Below are 19,732 nucleotides of genomic sequence, written 5' to 3'. Positions count from 1 at the left end.
TATCCTGATCCGGGCCTAGGGGAAGGGCTCTATTCCGAGCCTGCGCTAACCGTATGAATATAATCAATTATGACTAACTATAATTGTAGTGCATTATCCGGTTATTGCTCGGGTTCACTAGAGCTTACAACTTATTTCATACGGTTAGAAAAGGTTCTTATCTCTCACCAATTCTCTTGGAAGGCCATTTTTAACTCGATTTCCTACCCATTTACCCAATCCAATCACATCGTTAGCAAACTTAACAAGAACCTCGCCTTTGCCTGATTGTTCACTCGGGCGTACGTCGCGACCCATAAACCATTCACGTGCATCATCAATAGAAAGTTCTACATAATTGGCTTCATTACCATTCGTAAGTGCTGTAGCGACTTGGTGCTGCCATCGGTAACCTTTTTTGTGTGCTTCGGCGATTTTAATTCCCATTCGAGAGAACTTAAATTCAGATAGCATTGGTTCGAGCGCAGAAGGGAACAACCATACATCGTTATCACGTAACCACACTTGGCTATTTTCTGGAAGCGTAACACCCAGTGTCTCTTTTAGTTGTTTTGCGATCTCTTGTTCCACTTTGTTGCTTGCTTTGCTAAATGGGAATTTACCAAGGCGTTTTTTCACTTCTGGAGCGGTTACTGAGCCGAGTTTGCGAATACGGGCGACGAAGAAGCCTTCACAGTCATAGACTTGTGGGAAAATATGCAAGAAACCTTCTTCTGTTAATGCTTTATCAGCATTAGGGAATAGATCCGCCAAGCTATCAAATTCTACCAAATCACCAAACGTTTGCTTAAGGTGATGGCAAACTTGTTGGTTTTCTTCAAGGCTGAGTGTGCAAGTTGAATAAACCATAACACCACCAGGTTTAAGAGCATGGAATGCACTTTCAATCAGATCTTTTTGCGTTTCGGCAATGGAGATGACCGCTTGTTTGCTCCAGTTTTTCATTGCGTCGGCGTCTTTGCGAACCGTGCCTTCTCCAGAACATGGTGCATCTATCAATACGGCTTCGAACTGCTCGGGTAACCAACCACCAAATACACGACCATCGTAGTTACTCAGTGCAGCATTTCTCACGCCACATCGCTCAATATTGGCATGCAGCACTTTTACACGGCTTGCTGAGAATTCGTTGGCAACTAGTACGCCGTGATTATCCATTTTGGCGGCAATCTGGGTTGTTTTAGAGCCGGGTGCGGCTGCCATATCCAATACACTGTTAAAGGCATCATCAGCTTGAAATAGCGCTGAAACTGGCATCATTGAGCTAGCTTCTTGTATATAGAATAAGCCCGCCATATGTTCGGCAGTATTACCAAGTGGAACAAGGGATTCGTCAGCATCAATCCAGAAACCTTCGTTGCACCAAGGCACAGGTTCGAGTTGCCAACCTTTTTCCGCTGCGCGAGCAAGAAAATCGGTGACAGAAATTTTCAATGTATTCACGCGAATGCTTTTGCGTAGCGGGCGTTGGCAAGCGGCGATAAAGTCTTCCATGTTAAGTGAACTAGGAAGAATAGTCGCCATCTCAGTGAGGAATGCTTCTGGGAGGTATACGTTAGCGTGCAAAATACAAACTCGAAGATAATAAATTTAGCGCGATTATATACTCAAATACCGTTGCGAGGCGAGTGGCTGCGCCATTCTCGCGAATAATCCGATATACCTAGCTCTTGAATTCATCAAGGGGATAAAGAAAACGCAGCCAGAGCTGCGTTTTGAATGAGTGTTTATGGTTTTGGTATCGCTGTTCGCCATTTTTTCCAGCTTTCTTCAGGCGTCGAGTAAAGAAGGAAAGACTGCCCGTGCTTAGCGGTGGCTTGTAATTGAGCGCCTTCAGGGGTTGCGAAAGTGATCCCTCCGCGTAGAAGGCTATCAACTGTACCTGATTTTATATCTGCCCCTGTGATACCAATAGAAACATCAACGCCAGAGCTATTCCAAAAAACGCTGTTCTGACGTACTAAGTAAGCATAATCAGCATCAATAGAAATCTCGGTGATCACTCGGTCGGCAAATTCACCCAGCTTAACGCTAGTAACACTACCTACTTCGATTTCTCGGTAGAGAATAGGGGTACCTTGAGTAACAGAACCTCGCGCTTCACTTTGTAAGATAAACTGCACACCTTGAGGTTGGTATGGCTGAGTATGCAATTCAAAATGTTCGCTAGGATTGCCTGAGCCAACTTTAACGTTGATCGATTGACTGAGTAGGTTTTTCAGGTTCTTAACGCCACTCAAACCTACTTCGGCTTGAGGAAGCCAAAAATAGGAGCCTTCACGAGCAATCTTTTGCGCGTACTCAGGTAATATACGAGCTCTTAATTCGACGTCATTATTTTCAAAGTTAGGGATAACCGCGCTAACTTCGCCCACCTTAATGCTGTTGTACTGAATTTGAGTCCCGACTGAGACGTTATTGTCGCCATGAGCAAATAGGGTTAATTCAAATCCAGCCTTGCGCGCATGTTTGAAGTCACTGTATAGCTTCCAATACTCTCCGTCTTGGTTTTCGACGCCTGGCATAGAGTCAAAGGCAATGCCGCCTTCTAGCAAGGTTTTCAATGGGGCAGCTTTAACACTGATTCCTGTTAATGTTGCATCCACTTCTACACCGGAGCGATTCCAGAATACGGTTTGTTCATTAATCAAATGTTTGTATTGATTCTCAATACTTAAGGTCACCAATATATGGTCACTAGAGAGCTTGTAGTTTGCCACGCTACCTACTTTAAGGTTGCGATAGAGTAGTGGACTACCTTTGGAGATTGGCGGTAACTCGTCAGCAATCAAGGTAATTTCACGTGAACCAGAGAGGTTGTACTTAGCTAGTTCGGCTAATGACTTACTTTGATAAAGCCGGTAGTGAGAGTTTGCTTTGCTACTTCCTTCGCTGACAAAGCTAATTGACCCCGTGAGCAGCTGCTTTGCTGGCGGTACGGTGATGTTTAATCCCGATTCCGTCAGCTCAGCACTTGCACTTCCAGTGACAAAAAATCGGTTGTTCGAGCGAATCAAATCTTGGTAGCGTTTGTCGACTAAAATGTCGAAACGGACTTTGTCTTTGGCTAACGTTGTTTTGATGACATCACCGACAGCAACGCCACGATACAGTACTTTTGCACCGGCATCTAAACCGAATGAATTGTCGGCGTATAGTTCAATAGCCACAGATTGAGCTTGCTGTTTCTTAAATTCATTTTTACGAATGGCATTGAATTTACGGGTTTTGTCGCCTTCACCGGGTACAAGGGTTAAGAAGTTACCTTTGATTAAATTGGTGAGGTTTTCCACGCCCGATAAAGAAACATCGGCTTCTTCCAAAATAAAGCGGCTACCACTGGTCAGCATGTCACTAAAAGCGGGTTGAATCGCTGCAGAAGCCACAATTTGATTGCGAGAATCGTTCAATTGCAAATCAGTAATTTGGCCCACTTCAATACCGCGATACATGATCGGCGCACCAGAGGGGCTGATTTTGTTGTCATCAGGTAGGGCGATGTTAATTGGAATACCACGACCTGCGGTTTTAAGATCAGGGTAAAGCTTAAACTGCATGTTTTCCGCAATAGGCATACCACGATCGGGAGAATCCACAGCAATAGAGCCGCCAATGAGCGCTGTTAAGCTTTCTAAGCGTATATCGACACCAGAGAAACCTACATTAGCGCCAATTCCGCTCACATTCCAAAAACGGCTTTCGTCGGTAATAATGTTGCTGTATTCATCGCGAATAGACGCTTGAATAATAACGTTCTTACTCTCTTTATCGAGTTGGTAATTGTAGACTTCACCAATTGGGATCTTGCGGTAAAGAATTTGCGATCCGATAGAAATGCCACCTAGGTCTTGTGCTTTCAGGCTAATGTTGAGTCCTTCGTTGGCAAGCAAATCGGCAGGCGCTCTATCTAAAGCCACAAACTTGGTTTTTGGATTGCCTTCCTCGGTGCTGGGTTGAATCGCGATATAGTTGCCCGATACCAGCGCATCAAGCCCAGAAATCCCTGAAAGAGAAGCCGTCGGTTTCACCATCCAAAAACGAGTTTTGTCGGTTAATAATTTAGCCGCTTCTGGATAGATATCGGCGTCCACATAAATACTTTGTAGATCACTAGAAAGGTTGATGTCGCGAACCATACCGACTTCAAGACCTTGATAGCGAATGGTGGTTCGACCCGCAATTAAACCTTGTGCGTCGGAGAAATGAATTTCAATTCTTTGCCCAGCGTCATGAATGGTTTTAAAAACCAACCAACCCGCAAGCAGCATGGTGACAATAGGCAGTATCCATAAAGGAGAAATACCGCGATTGCGCTTCACATCGGGAGAATAAGAATTTTGCGAAGACGTAGAATTACTCATTAAAAGGCTCTTGTTGTGTAGATGTTGTCTTGGACGAATTACTCTGATTGTAATTTTCCCAAATAAATCGAGGATCAAAACTGTCTGCTGCCAACATGGTTAATACCACAACAATACCGAAAGCAACAGCTCCATAACCCGGTGTAAAATCAAGGATTTGACCTCTGTCAACTAAGGACATCATTATAGAAATTACAAACAGGTCCATCATCGACCATTTACCGATCCATTTAACTACGAAATAGATGGTCATTCTTTGGCGGTGGAATATACGACGCTTAAACTTTACCGCGAGTAAGATATAAGTTAAGCCGAGTATTTTTGCTACTGGCACGACAATACTTGCGACGAAGATAATGATGGCAATTCCTGTCATACCATTTTTAATGAGCGCAGCGACACCGGAAATAATGGTGTCTTCTAAACGTTTCCCATTGGTCAGCAGAATTGAAATTGGGATCAAGTTTGCTGGGAATATGGCGATAGATGCTGCTATTAGGTAAGCCGTGGTCTTTTGCATCGAATTGGGCGAGCGATGAGATAGCGTACTCTCACAGCGCACACACCGTTTACCATTGGGTTGAGATAAGTGGCAAGTAATGCAATGCACATCTTTATGCTCAAACGGATACTGTGATTCATGTTTGTATGATTCCCAGTAACGTCTAACACTAAAGCGGCTCACCAATAGAACGGTGAAAAGTTGTAACAGTATCAGCCCATATAAACCCGTACCGACAAAAATGTCTGAGTAATCTTGTAATTTGAAACAAGAGATCGCCACGCTAATTAGGAATACATCAATCATCACCCAATGTTTGAGGTGATGGACAATCCATAAAGAGTGTTTAAGTAATTTAAATGTGCGGGTGTGAAGCGCGATATGTGCGGTGACAACTGCACCGCAAACAAGCAGTGGCGCAAGTGAGCTACAAAATGCGACAAGCAACGAAAGAAAGACGTAACCTTCGTTAAAGAGAGTGACTACCCCGGTCGCTAAGGTTGCCGGTATCATTTGACCGAACAGCCGAATACTGAGGAAATCAAAGAAGTGTGACGGTATAAATAGCAATAAGCAGGTGAGGGCGATTGCTAGGTTACCCGATAAAGACGGTTGACCACCTCGGTACAGTTGCGAGCCGCACCGAGGGCAATAGGCACTCTTTCCTTGCTTCACGCCAATAATATCGATTGGTAGCTCACAGCCAGGACACAAGCGAACTCGTTTTGGCTCTGTGTTATGGGCGAGTAAGCTCAATATTGCCCCCTCACGTCACGAGCAAAGAAGTTATCCGTGTGATTGAACCGCCCCGTAGAGGGTTTGATATAAACCTTGTTGTTCAACTAATTCTCCGTGTGTCCCTGTTTGGGTCACCTGACCATCTTCTAAAACGTAGATGATATCTGCTTGTCTAACGGCAGATAAACGGTGCGCAACGATTAAGGTTGTGCGCCCGCTCAAAAATTCGGTTAATGCCCGATGTAATGCTGCTTCCGTTGCGGTGTCTAAGGCAGAAGTTGCCTCATCTAATATGACAAACTTTGGATTGCTTAACACCATTCTCGCGATGGCGAGCCGCTGCCTTTGACCGCCGGACAAACGTATACCGTTACGACCAATTTGTGTATCTAGCCCTTGGCTAAGCTGTGAAATGACATCCTGCATTTGAGCAATCTCTAGCGCTTGCCAGAGCTGATCGTCATTGTAGTGGCTACCAAGCGTGAGATTATGCCTCAAGCTATCATTAAATAGTATAGGTTGTTGTAAAACCACGGCAATTTGGTCACGTATTACATCAAAACTGATATCGTCGGCGCTATGATGATTAAATTTTATAACGCCAGACGTTGGGCGGTATACGCCAATGAGTAACTGGATTAGGGTCGATTTACCGCCGCCACTCGCCCCGACAAGCGCTACTTTCTTACCTGCGGGAATATGCAAGTTCAGATTTTTTAAAACTTGAGTCTCGTCATTGTAAGAGAAATTGACTTGTTCAATATTAACGTCGACTTCTTGGTCATCACGAAATGGGTTTATCTTGCTCATTGGTCGATACTCTTCTTCCAACTCAAGCAAAGTATTAATCCGTCCTAAGGCAGCTTTGGCGCTATACCATGAAAACTGAATGCCTAGCAGCTCTTGTACTGGAGACAACATAAACCACAAATACCCAAATACTGCGAAGATCTGTCCGATAGTAAGGTCACTAAATAACACCATTAGCATAGCAACGGCGCGGAAGAGTTCGAAACCGAGTAGGAATAGCAGAAAAGAGACGCGTCCAGCCGCTTCTGATTGCCATGCGTATTTATCGGCATCCAGCCTGACCTGATTGGCACTGAGTTTTAATTCACTTAAAAATTCTCGTTCTCTGTTTGCAGCGCGTAGTTGGTAGATTCCATCAAGGGTTTCAACCAGTCGATTCTGAAAGTGCTCAAAAGACTGATTCTCTCTTTTCTTAAGGTGTTTTACTTTACTGCCTAGTAGGCGTGAAAAGTAAATCACCAGCGGATTCACCAGTAGAATAAAAAGCCCCAAACGCCAGTCAATCCAAAGTAGTACCGCGGCGGTACCGATGACAGTAAATAAGCTGATCAAAAATTTACTAAGAGTAGAGCCGATAAATTGGTCTATCGTTTCGATATCAGTAATTAGGTGGGCGTTGATCCCACCGCTACCGCGAGTTTCATATTGCCTAATACTGATGCGCCCAAGCTTATCAATCATTTTACTGCGCATCTGATAGGTAATGGTTTTTGAAACGAGCGTAAATTGCCGGCTTTGTACGATGTTGAGGACTTGTCCAATCGTGCGCATCAGCACAACTAACAACAGAGTGAAGAAAATGTAGCCTGTAGGAGTTTGCATCGAAGCGGGCAGGACGCTGTTCATCATCTCCAGACCGGTACTTGGCTGGTTGAGTAACACTTCATCGACCATTAAGGGCATTAATAGTGGAATAGGCACGCTGACTAAGGTAGCAATAACAGCAACCAAATTAGCAACAATCAGCTTGTTTTTATGTATTTTTACTTGTGAAATCAACCAAGAACGGCTAATAGTGTTGTTGTTTTCAGTCATTCTATTGATAATGCTTACTATTTATAGGCTAAGTAATTGTACGTAGAATAACCTGATAAGTCTCATCTTTTCACTGGAAGCAGTTGTTCAAGTTATTGTAAGTTATTAAACGGAAGTCATTATGAACCAAGAATTTTATCAACGACTGACTAAACAAGCGCAGGCTCTTATTGAGTCAGAGCCGAATTTGATCGCGAATTTGTCGAATGTCAGTGCGTTGCTGAATATGGAACTGGAAGATATTAACTGGGTTGGTTTCTATCTGATGGAAGAAGACCAATTGGTGTTAGGACCTTTCCAAGGTAAACCCGCTTGTGTTCGTATTCCTGTTGGGCGTGGTGTATGTGGAACGGCGGTAGAAACGAATCAAGTACAGCGTGTTTATGATGTACACCAATTCGAAGGACACATTGCCTGTGACGCAGCAAGTAACTCGGAAATTGTCATTCCATTTAGCGTGCATGGAAAAATCGCTGGTGTACTCGATATTGATAGCCCAAATATTGGTCGATTTAGCGAAGAAGATGAAAAAGGACTGGTTATTTTGATGGCAGAAGTAGAAAAGCTGCTTAATTCACACGCTATCAAGGCATAAATTAGCTTTAGAGTGTGGTTTTTCCTATACAGGTCACTATAATACCCAAAAATATTTAATCTTAACGCTCGCGGATAGTCCGCACTAACCAGGAACCCCCATGGAAAACACTGAAAAGTTAAAAAACAGCAAAGAAGTTATTGCATATATTGCTGAATGTTTCCCTAAGTGCTTTACTTTAGAAGGTGAAGCGCAACCACTTAAAATTGGTATTTTTCAAGATCTTGCGGATCGCTTATCAGATGACGAAAAAGTAAGTAAAACTCAGCTTCGTGCAGCGTTAAGACAGTACACTTCATCATGGCGCTACCTACACGGTGTTAAGCCAGGTGCGGTACGTGTAGATTTAGATGGCAACCCATGTGGTGAGCTAGACGAAGAACACGTAGAACACGCAAAAGCTGCACTAGCAGAAAGCAAAGCGAAAGTGCAAGCTCGTCGCAAAGAGCAAGTGAAGAAAACTCGCGAAGAAGGTCAAGCGAAAGCGAAACCAGCAGGTAAGAAACCACAGCAAGCTCGTCGCCCACAAGCGAAATCTGCGCCGAAAGCCACTAAGCCAATAGAAACACGTCTACTAAATGCTGACGAAATGAAAGTTGGCAATGATGTAAATGTGAACATGGGCAAAGGAAACATGGCTGCCACTATCGTTGAAATCAATAAGGAAGATGTGCGAGTTCAACTGTCTAACGGCCTACAAATGGTTGTGAAAGCGGAGCACCTGCGCGCATAAAGGAGAATCTCCTACGCATGAAATGCCGTTTAAACTTTTCGCTGATTGCTGCTAGTGTAATGCTAGCGGCAACGCCCGCGAAAGCACTTGAAGCGAAAATTGAATTAACCGATTTACCTGCGCTGGCTCAAGAAGCTCAGCATCAAACAGCAAGTAAACGTGTCACTTCCCGCTTTACCCGCTCTCATTACAAACATTTCTCTCTTGATGACGAATTTTCGCAAGCGATATTCGATCGTTATATAGAAATGCTTGATTTCAACAAAAATATCTTCACTCAAGCTGATATTGATAACTTTTCTAAATGGGCAACATCGATTGATGATCAGTTAAAAGCAGGCGACAACCAAATTGCTTTTGACATTTATAACCAATCAATGAAACGCCGTTATGAAAGGTTTGATTACGCTCTTTCTCTATTAGATAAAGAGATGAAGTTTGATGTCGACGAAAGTATTGATCTTGATCGTAGCGAAGCCGATTGGCCTAAAACTCAACAAGAACTCGATGAGCTTTGGCGCAAGCGCGTAAAATTCGATGCCTTAAATCTTAAATTGACTGGCAAAAACTGGGATGAAATTAAAGAGATCCTCGGTAAGCGTTATAACAATGCGTTAAAACGTTTAAGCCAGACAAACAATGAAGATGCTTTCCAACTCTATATGAACGCGTTCTCGCGCGAAGTTGACCCTCATACTAGTTACTTGTCTCCGCGTAATGCCGATCAATTCCAACAAGAGATGAACTTATCTCTAGAAGGGATTGGTGCAGTGTTACAAATGACAGACGACTACACCGTTATTCGTTCACTCGTTGCTGGTGGACCTGCAGCGAAGAGCAAAAAACTGGGTGAAGGCGACCGTATTGTGAGTGTTGGGCAAGACGGCGAAGAGATGGTTGATGTGATTGGCTGGCGACTCGATGATGTCGTTCAACTAATTAAAGGACCTAAAGGCACGACAGTAAAACTTGAGATCTTACCTGAAGGTAATGATGCCAAGAGTGAAGTGATTTCGATCGTTCGTGACAAAGTACGTTTGGAAGATCGAGCGGTTAAATCTGAAATTATCGAAAAAGACGGTAAGAAGATTGGCATTCTTGAAGTACCAAGTTTCTACGTAGGGCTATCAAAAGACACGGATAAACTGCTGGTTGAGCTAAAAGAGAAAAAGGTTGACGGTGTTATCGTTGATCTACGTAATAACGGTGGCGGTGCATTAACGGAAGCAACTTCGCTCTCTGGTTTGTTTATTACTAGTGGTCCGGTGGTTCAAGTTCGTGATAGCTATGGTCGTATCAATGTCAATGCTGATACTGATGACCAAATCAGCTACGACGGTCCGCTTTTAGTTCTAGTTAACCGTTACAGCGCTTCAGCCTCAGAGATTTTTGCCGCAGCAATGCAAGACTACGGTCGAGCTATCGTGGTTGGTGAGAATTCGTTTGGTAAGGGGACAGTACAACAACATCGCTCTTTAAATCATATCTATGATTTATTTGATAAAGAGTTAGGTTATGTTCAGTACACTATTCAAAAATTCTATCGAATTGACGGTGGTAGTACACAAAACAAAGGTGTTGTACCTGATATTGCTTACCCAACACCGATTGATCCAGCTGAAACTGGTGAAAGTGTCGAAGATAATGCGTTACCTTGGGATAGTATTGAGAAAGCGGAATATAAGCAGTTACAACGTAACGATGATGTTATTTCTCAACTTGATAAACAACATCAAGCGCGAATCGCGAATGATTTAGAGTTTGGTTTTATTGCCGATGATATTGTTCGATACAAGGCAGAAAAAGAAGATAACTCTTTGTCATTAAATGAGAATGAGCGTAAGCGTATAAGTGATGAAGCTGACGAACGCCGCTTGGACCGTACAAACCAACGCCAAAAAGCGCAAGGTTTAGAAACGTACAAGACATTGGATGACATACCGAAAGATTACGAAGCGCCAGATCCTTATCTTGATGAGTCGGTTGCTATCATGGTCGACATGATTCAATAATGTCACCCACTAATAATGAAGCGAGCTCTAGTAGCTCGCTTTTTTTTTACTAAAAACTAATGTGATCTAGATCAATTTATTTAGCTTTCTCGAAGGGTTGTGCCTACGCTTAAAGAAAAAGTGAGGGGAAGCAATATGAGATGGATAGCAATTTTTCTTGCCTGTCTAAGCTTTAGTGCCTGGAGCGCAAATGCCTCAAGTGATAAAGATTTGGATGCTATAAGTCATTTTGACCATCCTTTTTTACTCGGTGACTGGTATTTGATTAATCCAGAGCCGGATTCTTCGCAAGAGAACTTCATTGCGATTAAGTTGACCTTAGATTCAAATTATCATTTCTCAATCGATATCCAGAAGCGGGATTTTTCGGTCGATCATTGGGAAGGCATGTATAACGCCAATGAAGACACGATCATTCTCGGACTTCACACCGATGCGCCTCAAATTTATAGCTATGCCAGCAATCACAATATGCTCAACTTAAATGGTGTGATGTTTACCAAAGCCTTGTCTAATTCGCTTGCCGGTATTTGGTCAAGTGAACATTTAGCTGGAGACGATTTGCTGGCCAGTGAAGTCAATCAAATGGATCTGATCTTACAGCCGGATTTCGTCTTTCTATTTAAGGTTAGTAATCAAGACGGTGATGAAGCGGTAAGAAGAGGTGTTTACTTTACGGAAGGTGAACATTTGGTACTGCTCTATGAAGATGGTGAACATAATGCTCGATACAAATTGAACCGCGACAAACTTACCATAGAGTCAGATGAAGGAGGTATGTTTGCGGTATTAAATCGAATTCGCTAGTGCTTCCGTATTCATCGAGTGTTTGACGATATTTTAGACTAATCATTTGGATTAAGACTATTTATCAGTAAAAAAACGAGGTTATTAATGAGAATGCCTCGTTTTTTTGCATTCAGAGTTGTAAGCTAGTTAATCAAATACTATTCGTTAGAAGGATTTAGAAATGGCTCAAGCTCCTCAAGCCAAATATCGCAAAGATTATCAGTCTCCCTCTCATACTATTACTGATATCGAATTAATTTTCGAACTGCACGATACTGCAACTCTTGTCACCGCTGTGTCTCAAGTACAACAACTGAAAGAGAGTACTACTTTAGCGCTAGATGGCGATGGGCTGACATTAAAGAGCCTACGTATAGATCAACAGCAATGGACAGACTATGAATTAGTTGAAGGTGGGTTGAAGATCCATAATCTACCAAATATGTTTACCTTAGAAATAGTTACTGAGTTAAACCCTGAAGCGAATACCGCTTTGGAAGGGCTTTATAAATCTGGTGGAGCATACTGCACACAATGCGAAGCTGAAGGCTTCCGCCGTATTACCTATTATTTAGATCGCCCTGATGTTTTAGCAAAATACACCACCACGGTGATAGCAGATAAAGTTCAGTATCCGTTTTTGCTGAGCAATGGTAACCGTGTTGAACAGGGTGAACTAGACAACGGTCGTCATTGGGTTAAATGGTTTGACCCACATCCAAAGCCAGCCTATTTGTTCGCATTGGTTGCGGGTGATTTTGATGTTCTAACTGATCAATACACCACAAAGTCTGGGCGCAATGTGACGTTAGAAATCTTTGTTGATAAAGGCAATCTTGACCGTGCGAATCACGCGATGGTTTCGCTAATCAATTCAATGAAGTGGGACGAAGAACGATTCGGCTTTGAGTATGATCTTGATATCTACATGATTGTGGCGGTTGATTTCTTCAACATGGGCGCAATGGAAAACAAAGGCTTAAACGTTTTCAATTCTAAGTTTGTATTGGCAAATGAAAAAACTGCGACGGATACCGATTACTTGGGTATTGAAGCGGTGATTGGCCATGAGTATTTCCATAACTGGACGGGTAACCGCGTGACTTGTCGCGACTGGTTCCAATTAAGCTTAAAAGAAGGCTTAACCGTGTTCCGCGATCAAGAGTTTTCCTCTGATTTGGGTTCACGTGCCGTGAACCGCATTAATAATGTTCGTATTATTCGCGGTCCTCAGTTTGCTGAAGATGCAAGCCCGATGTCTCATCCGATTCGCCCGGATAAAGTCATTGAGATGAATAACTTCTATACCTTGACTGTGTATGAAAAGGGCAGCGAAGTGATTCGTATGTACCACACACTACTTGGTGAGGAAGGATTCCAGAAAGGCATGCAGTTGTATGTTGAGCGTCATGATGGCACCGCGGCAACTTGTGAAGACTTTGTCAAAGCTATGGAAGATGCGAATGGCGTCGATTTGCAGCAATTCCGTTTGTGGTACAACCAATCGGGTACACCTACAGTTAAGGTTGCAAGTGAATATAATGAGCAAGCTCAAACCTATACCTTAATAGTAGAGCAATCGACTGAATCGACACACGATCAAAAAGAGAAGCAAGCTCTGCATATTCCATTTGACGTTGAGTTGTATAGCGCTGCTGGTGACGTTATTGAGTTACAATGTAACGGCGAAAAAGTGGCGAATGTTTTGAATGTGACACAAGCTAAGCAAAGCTTTGTGTTTGAAGGCGTTACTGAGCAGCCAATCCCATCGCTACTTCGAGAATTTTCTGCACCAGTAAAATTAGAATACGATTACAGCGACAAAGAGCTAACTTTCCTAATGGTTTACGCCCAAAATGAGTTCGCTCGTTGGGATGCTGGTCAAATGCTTTTGGCTAAGTATATCCGTACCAATGTTGAAGCCGTTCAAGCAGGCAAAGTTGCATCATTACCTGCGGAAGTTGTTGATGCGTTCCGTGGTGTTGTATTGAGTGAAGTATTAGAGCCAGCCTTCATTGCTGAAATGCTTTCATTGCCTAGCCACAATGAAGTTTCTGGTTGGTATAAAACCGTTGATGTTGATGCGATTGCTCAAGTACTGAAAGCGATAAAAATTCAATTGTCGGCTGAGTTGCAAGACGAGTTTGGCGCTATTTACCATAGTTTGAACCAAGCGGAATACACGATTGACCATGATGCGATTGGTAAACGTGCGTTACGAAATACGGCACTTTCATTCCTGGCTTATACAGAGCAGGGTAATGAATTGGTTAAGAGCCAATACGCGCAAGCCAACAATATGACAGATACCATCGCAGCAATGGCAGCAGCAAACCAAGCACAACTGGCATGTCGTGAAACTCTCATGGCAGACTACAGTGATAAGTGGAAACATGATGGTTTGGTGATGGATAAGTGGTTTGCATTACAAGGCAGTAACCCAGCCGGTAATGTACTTGAGGTGATTAAGCAAACAATGCATCACGAAGCATTTAGCCTTAAAAACCCGAATCGCACTCGCAGCTTAGTGGGTTCGTTTTTGAATATGAACCCGGTTCATTTCCACGCCATTGATGGCTCTGGTTATCAGTTTGCCGGTGAAATATTACGTGAGCTAAATAGCGTTAACCCGCAAGTTGCATCACGTTTGGTTGATCCTCTACTAAAACTTGGCAAGTATGACCAGCAACGTCAATCCTTGATTCGAGCCGAATTGGAACAGCTAAAGGCAATGGATAATCTAGCGAAAGATTTATTCGAAAAAGTATCGAAAGCGTTAGAGTCATAATCTGAGATTGTTGATAATATAAAGCAGCGGCAATTGCCGCTGCTTTTCACATTTGGCTAATACGATAAGACATGAATTACTACTACTTCTCGCTAAATATCCCATATCAAGTTTACCTTACTCATTACAATGGCGCGGCAAACAACATCGTCGTAATGACGGATAATGGTTTACGTCTTCAGTTACCAGCAACGAGGTTTCGCCCATTTGTCACTCAATTAGGTTTGAAAGGGCGCTTTCGCCTAACAACTGACCAAAATAGTAAATTCGTTAAGTTAGAAGTTCTGTGACAAAGGTATTTGGCAGAAGTTTAAACAAAACCTTAATCACATTCTCAAACATTTCATCTTCACTGCTCCGGAAATAGTTAACCTTTCATCAACATAATCGATACAATGAAACAGTATTATTAAGATTAAGCGCTATGCTTACATCAACACATAGTGCTTGTGACATCCCGACAAAATAGAATTCTAATTGTGGAGTGTGATTATGACCGTGCGTGAACCTCTAATGCCGGTTCTACTTGAAAAGGTATATAAGCTAATTCAAGACAAACTCGAACTTGCTCAACGCCCTCTAGTGACCCAACTCGCCCAACATCTGTTTAGTAATATTGCGCATGATGATTTAATTGAGCGAAACGAATCCGATTTATATGGTGCTGTCGTCAGTTTATGGCATCACCTGAATGATAAAAAACCACACGATATTTCAGTTAGAGTCTTTAACCCTACAGTGAGTAAGCAAGGTTGGAAATCGACCCATACTATTGTAGAAATTGTGGTGCCAGATAGCCCATTCCTAGTCGACTCTATTAAAATGGCACTCACTCGCCTCGATCTTGCTTCTCACATGATGTTGCATGGTCCAACTCAGATCGAGCGTGATAAAAAACAAGAGATTAGCGCCATTAATAGTGGTGAAGGGGATCTTCTCTCTATATTTCATGTTGAAGTCGACCGCTTGAGTGATAAAGAGGCAATGACCTCGCTGAAAAATGAAATTTTCACGATTCTTACTGACGCACAACTTGTGGTAGCTGATTGGATACCTATGGTCGACAAGCTAAAGCTCGTGACCGATCAAGTTGAGAAGCAGCAAGGCAAAATAGAGATCGAACGTGATCACTATGAAGAGACGATTAAGTTCTTACGTTGGTTAGGTGATCATAATTTTACCTTTATGGGTTATAAAGAGTATGATCTGATCAACGAAAATGGAGAGATGGAACTGAAACCAACGCCTGAGAAGGGGTTGGGTTTGTTTTCCAATCCAAAGCATGTGCGCCGAGTAAAGCTATCAGACTTCCCCGATTCGGCACGACTTGAGGCTGAAAAACCGTTCTTGTTGATCGTAACCAAAGGCAATACGGCTTCACGGATCCATCGACCTGCATATACCGATTATATTGGTATCAAAAAGTTTGACGAACATGGCAAGGTGGTTGGTGAGCATCGATTTACCGGGTTATATACATCGGCTGTTTATAACCAAAGTGTCGGGGGCATTCCTCTTATTCGTGAAAAAGTAGAACGAATTCTTGAGGCCAGCTGTTACCGACGCGGTTCGTACTCATATAAAGCGTTGCATAACATTCTTGAAAATTATCCGAGAGATGAACTACTGCAAGCTCGAGAAGAAGAACTGCTAGAAGTGGGTATGGGTGTCGTACAAATGCAAGATCGTGACATGTTGCGATTGTTTGTCCGTAAAGACCCATTTGGGCGCTTCTTTAGTTGTATGGTGTATGTGACCAAAGATCGTTATAACACCGAACTTCGTCGTCAAACTCAACGCATCCTTAAGCAGTACTTTGGCTGTGATAAAGAAGTTGAATTTACGACGTATTTTTCAGAAAGCCCATTAGCGAGAACACATTATATTGTGCGAGTAGATAACAATAATATGGATGTTGATGTTAAAACGATTGAGCGGAATTTGGTTGAAGCATCTTCAACATGGGATGACCGATTATCGGACGCTATTGTGGCAAACTTTGGTGAGAGTAAAGGTTTACCACTTTCAAAAGAGTACATGCGTGCCTTCCCAAGATCATATAAGGAAGATGTTCTCCCAGGATCTTCAGTCGCGGATATAGAACGATTAGAAGCGCTGAGTGATGATAATAAATTGGGGATGTTATTCTATAGACCTCAAGAGTTAGCCAGTGATTCTAAAGCGGTTCGGTTCAAGTTATATCATCGCGATGAGCCTATCCATCTATCTGATGTGATGCCAATGCTTGAAAACCTTGGTTTACGAGTGATAGGTGAATCTCCTTATGAGATCCGTAAAGCCAACGGTAGAGTCTATTGGATCTTAGACTTTTCAATGTTGCACAAGAGCGATAAGAGTGTCGATCTCCGAGAAGCACGAGATCGTTTTCAACAAGCGTTTGCGTCAATTTGGCAAGGTGAATTAGAGAGCGATGGCTTTAATCGACTTGTTTTAGGTGCTTCATTAACCGGGCGTGAAATTTCCATTCTGCGTGCTTACGCGCGATACATGCGCCAAGTCGGTTTTCCGTTTAGTCAACAATATATAGAAGACACACTTAATCATCATCCCGAAATTGCGGGTGATTTAGTGCAGCTGTTTACTAAACGTTTTGATCCTAAATTACGTGGTAGTGAAAAAGGTCAAAGTACATTAGTTGCAAAGATCACAGCACAGCTGGAGCAGGTAGAAAGCCTTGATGATGATCGAATTATTCGTCGTTATATGGAAATGATCACGGCAACGCTGCGCACTAACTACTATCAGGTAGATCACAACAAACAATCAAAATCTTGGTTGGCGTTAAAGCTTAAACCAAGTGACATTCCAGAGATTCCACAACCAGTGCCGGCATTTGAGATTTTCGTTTATGCACCAGACATTGAGGGGGTGCATTTACGCGGTGGTAAAGTGGCTCGTGGTGGTTTGCGTTGGTCAGATCGCCAAGAAGATTTTCGTACAGAAATATTAGGCTTAGTGAAAGCGCAACAAGTTAAAAATACCGTTATCGTGCCGGTCGGCGCAAAAGGTGGTTTTGTTTGTAAGCGACAGCCTAATCTCACTTCCCGTGATGAAATATTTGCCGAAGGGCAGCGTTGTTATCAGCGATTTATCCGCGCTTTACTTGATGTTTCTGACAATATTGTCGATGGCGAAGTTTCACCACCACAAAATGTTGTACGCCATGACGGCGATGATCCATATTTGGTTGTGGCTGCGGACAAGGGGACGGCAACGTTTTCAGATCTTGCCAACTCTGTTTCGGCTGAGTACAACTTTTGGCTAGGTGATGCCTTTGCTTCTGGTGGTTCAAATGGCTATGACCATAAAGCGATGGGGATTACGGCTAAAGGTGGCTGGGAATCAGTCAAACGCCACTTCCGCGAGATGGGTGTTAATTGCCAAACCACAGATTTCACGACGGTAGGCATTGGTGATATGGCGGGTGATGTGTTTGGTAATGGCATGCTACTGTCTAAACATACATGTTTAGTGGCGGCATTTAACCACATGCACATCTTTATTGACCCTAATCCAGATGCTGCAGCAAGTTGGCAAGAGCGCGATCGTTTGTTTAAGCTTCCACGTTCAAGCTGGGAGGATTACAATAAAGAACTAATTTCGACTGGCGGGGGAATTTTCCCACGACGTGCTAAGTCGATCGTACTGACCCCCGAAATTCAAAAGATGCTAGGCACTAAAAAGGCATCATTAGCGCCGAATGATCTTATAAAGATGTTGCTATCAATGAAAGTGGATCTTTTATGGAATGGTGGGATCGGCACATATGTTAAGGCGTCGACAGAAACTCATACTGATGTTGGTGACCGCGCAAATGATGTACTTCGTATAGATGGACGAGATCTGAAAGCCAAAGTTGTTGGTGAAGGTGGCAACTTAGGTATGACACAGTTGGGACGCATTGAATACGCACTGGCGGGTGGTCGAGTTAATACGGATTTTGTTGATAATGTAGGTGGCGTCGACTGCTCAGATAATGAAGTCAACATTAAGATCTTCCTCAATGGCTTAGTAGCAAACGGTGATCTTACTGTTAAGCAAAGAAATACCATTTTAGAGTCGATGGAAGATGAAGTCGGCGAGATTGTTCTTGATGATGCGTACTGCCAAGCCGAGTCTATTTCAGTGACCGATTATCAAGGTGTCTCATTAGTAAAAGAGCAAATCCGTTTTATTCATGCGATGGAAAAAGCGGGGCACTTAGATCGAGTATTAGAATACATACCCGATGATGAAACATTACTTGAGCGTGAGAAGCAGGGGCTGGGGCTCACTCGTCCGGAACTTTCTGTTTTGGTCGCTTACGGGAAAATGGTTCTGAAAGAGCAACTGGTTCATGATGATATCGCTAATGATGAATTCCATGCTCAACAGTTGGTTTACTATTTCCCAAGCAAGTTACGCGGTAACTATTCTGAGCAAATGGTTAATCATCCTCTTCGCCGTGAAATTATAGCAACAGCCCTAGCAAATCAAATGGTTAACGAGATGGGATGCAATTTTGTAACCCGTCTTCAAGAAGAAACCGGCGCTAGTGTGGTTGATATTGCCAATGCCTACGCGGCATCCCGAGAAATTTTTGGTCTAAGGACTGTCCTTGAACAACTAAGAGAACTGGATAATATTGCGCATACCACAGCACAATATGACATGATGTTTGCCGTTCGCCGTACTCTTCGCCGCTTAAGTCGATGGATATTACGTAACAGAACGGGTCGACAATCAGTTGCAACACTTGTTCAGCTCTATCAAGGCGATGTTGAAAAAGTGAAAAATTCACTGGATCAATTGTTAGTGCCTTCTGAAGTTGAAGAGCACAATCAGCAAGCTCAAGCTTGGGTTGAACAAGGTATTACGTCTGAGTTGGCGAATTATATAGCACGTTTATCGAGCTTATACTCAGTACTGGATATATCTACAGTATCTAAAGAAAAGGGCATCAGTGTTGAAAAAACCGCTCAGCTTTACTTTAGTTTAGGTGATCGACTTTCACTGCACTGGTTCTTGAATCAAATTAACACTCAAGCGGTGGATAATCATTGGCAAGCTTTAGCCCGTGCGGCATTCCGAGAAGATCTGGATTGGCAGCAACGTTTACTCACTGCTCAAGTTTTAAGTTGCGGATGCCACCCTGAACAAGTGGATGTAATACAAGCTCTTGAAGATTGGATAGCAACAAATAATGTCTCTCTCCATCGATGGGAAAGCATTTTAAATGAGTTCAAAGTGGGATCTGTGCATGAATTTGCAAAATTCTCTGTCGCACTACGCGAATTGATGCTTTTAAATTTGAATTGTTCTGCAAATGAGTAAATAATATCGCCCCGTTTACACGGGGCTTTTTTCTA

The 19,732-nt window shown here is 42.9% G+C and carries 11 protein-coding genes; 7 read left to right on the top strand and 4 right to left on the bottom strand.

The features are described from left to right. Nucleotides 1-144 precede the first annotated feature (144 nt). From rsmF to H2O73_RS11215, 4 genes are all read right to left on the bottom strand, one after another. Nucleotides 145-1,566, bottom strand: coding sequence for a 16S rRNA (cytosine(1407)-C(5))-methyltransferase RsmF (gene rsmF / locus H2O73_RS11230; RefSeq protein ID WP_182108944.1), 1,422 nt, complete (start codon nt 1,564-1,566; stop codon nt 145-147). A 161-nt stretch (nt 1,567-1,727) separates the two neighbouring features. Continuing rightward, nucleotides 1,728-4,361: a PqiB family protein gene (locus H2O73_RS11225; protein WP_182108943.1), complete on the bottom strand. Its 2,634-nt coding sequence runs from the start codon at nt 4,359-4,361 to the stop codon at nt 1,728-1,730. Continuing rightward, nucleotides 4,354-5,622: a PqiA/YebS family transporter subunit gene (locus H2O73_RS11220; protein WP_438696060.1), complete on the bottom strand. Its 1,269-nt coding sequence runs from the start codon at nt 5,620-5,622 to the stop codon at nt 4,354-4,356. Before H2O73_RS11220 ends, H2O73_RS11225 begins: the two co-directional genes overlap by 8 nt. 27 nt (nt 5,623-5,649) lie before the next feature. Then, the gene (locus H2O73_RS11215; RefSeq protein WP_182108941.1) at nt 5,650-7,446 is read right to left on the bottom strand and encodes an ABC transporter ATP-binding protein; all 1,797 of its coding nucleotides are present in this window, start codon (nt 7,444-7,446) and stop codon (nt 5,650-5,652) included. A gap of 121 nt (nt 7,447-7,567) precedes the next feature. Between H2O73_RS11215 and H2O73_RS11210 the strand changes: the two genes are divergently transcribed. The 7 genes from H2O73_RS11210 (at nt 7,568) to H2O73_RS11180 (ending at nt 19,697) form a co-directional block, all read left to right on the top strand. Beyond that, complete coding sequence (locus tag H2O73_RS11210) at nt 7,568-8,041, top strand: GAF domain-containing protein (protein WP_182108940.1); 474 nt, start codon at nt 7,568-7,570, stop codon at nt 8,039-8,041. 100 nt (nt 8,042-8,141) lie between these two features. Beyond that, nucleotides 8,142-8,774: an RNA chaperone ProQ gene (gene proQ / locus H2O73_RS11205; protein ID WP_182108939.1), complete on the top strand. Its 633-nt coding sequence runs from the start codon at nt 8,142-8,144 to the stop codon at nt 8,772-8,774. 17 nt (nt 8,775-8,791) lie between these two features. Continuing rightward, nucleotides 8,792-10,786: a carboxy terminal-processing peptidase gene (gene prc / locus H2O73_RS11200; protein ID WP_182108938.1), complete on the top strand. Its 1,995-nt coding sequence runs from the start codon at nt 8,792-8,794 to the stop codon at nt 10,784-10,786. Between the two features lie 135 nt (nt 10,787-10,921). Beyond that, entirely contained in the window at nt 10,922-11,593 is a 672-nt protein-coding gene (locus H2O73_RS11195) for a hypothetical protein (protein WP_182108937.1), read from the top strand. A 163-nt stretch (nt 11,594-11,756) separates the two neighbouring features. After that, the gene (gene pepN / locus H2O73_RS11190; RefSeq protein ID WP_182108936.1) at nt 11,757-14,363 is read left to right on the top strand and encodes an aminopeptidase N; all 2,607 of its coding nucleotides are present in this window, start codon (nt 11,757-11,759) and stop codon (nt 14,361-14,363) included. A gap of 71 nt (nt 14,364-14,434) precedes the next feature. Then, nucleotides 14,435-14,653, top strand: coding sequence for a DUF2835 domain-containing protein (locus H2O73_RS11185; RefSeq protein WP_182108935.1), 219 nt, complete (start codon nt 14,435-14,437; stop codon nt 14,651-14,653). Between the two features lie 202 nt (nt 14,654-14,855). Then, nucleotides 14,856-19,697, top strand: a complete 4,842-nt coding sequence (locus H2O73_RS11180; RefSeq protein WP_182108934.1) for an NAD-glutamate dehydrogenase — start codon at nt 14,856-14,858, stop codon at nt 19,695-19,697. The last annotated feature ends 35 nt before the right edge of the window (nt 19,698-19,732 follow it).

Source organism: Vibrio marinisediminis, from assembly GCF_014050145.1.
Lineage (GTDB): Bacteria > Pseudomonadota > Gammaproteobacteria > Enterobacterales > Vibrionaceae > Vibrio > Vibrio marinisediminis.
This window is presented reverse-complemented; position numbering and strand designations above follow the sequence as displayed.

Excerpts from the sequence above, each read along its gene's own strand:
- H2O73_RS11225 (WP_182108943.1), bottom strand. The coding sequence starts at position 4,361 with ATGAGTAATTCTACGTCTTCGCAAAATTCTTATTCTCCCGATGTGAAG.
- H2O73_RS11215 (WP_182108941.1), bottom strand. The coding sequence starts at position 7,446 with ATGACTGAAAACAACAACACTATTAGCCGTTCTTGGTTGATTTCACAA.
- H2O73_RS11210 (WP_182108940.1), top strand. The coding sequence starts at position 7,568 with ATGAACCAAGAATTTTATCAACGACTGACTAAACAAGCGCAGGCTCTT.
- proQ (WP_182108939.1), top strand. The coding sequence starts at position 8,142 with ATGGAAAACACTGAAAAGTTAAAAAACAGCAAAGAAGTTATTGCATAT.
- prc (WP_182108938.1), top strand. The coding sequence starts at position 8,792 with ATGAAATGCCGTTTAAACTTTTCGCTGATTGCTGCTAGTGTAATGCTA.
- H2O73_RS11195 (WP_182108937.1), top strand. The coding sequence starts at position 10,922 with ATGAGATGGATAGCAATTTTTCTTGCCTGTCTAAGCTTTAGTGCCTGG.
- pepN (WP_182108936.1), top strand. The coding sequence starts at position 11,757 with ATGGCTCAAGCTCCTCAAGCCAAATATCGCAAAGATTATCAGTCTCCC.
- H2O73_RS11185 (WP_182108935.1), top strand. The coding sequence starts at position 14,435 with ATGAATTACTACTACTTCTCGCTAAATATCCCATATCAAGTTTACCTT.
- H2O73_RS11180 (WP_182108934.1), top strand. The coding sequence starts at position 14,856 with ATGACCGTGCGTGAACCTCTAATGCCGGTTCTACTTGAAAAGGTATAT.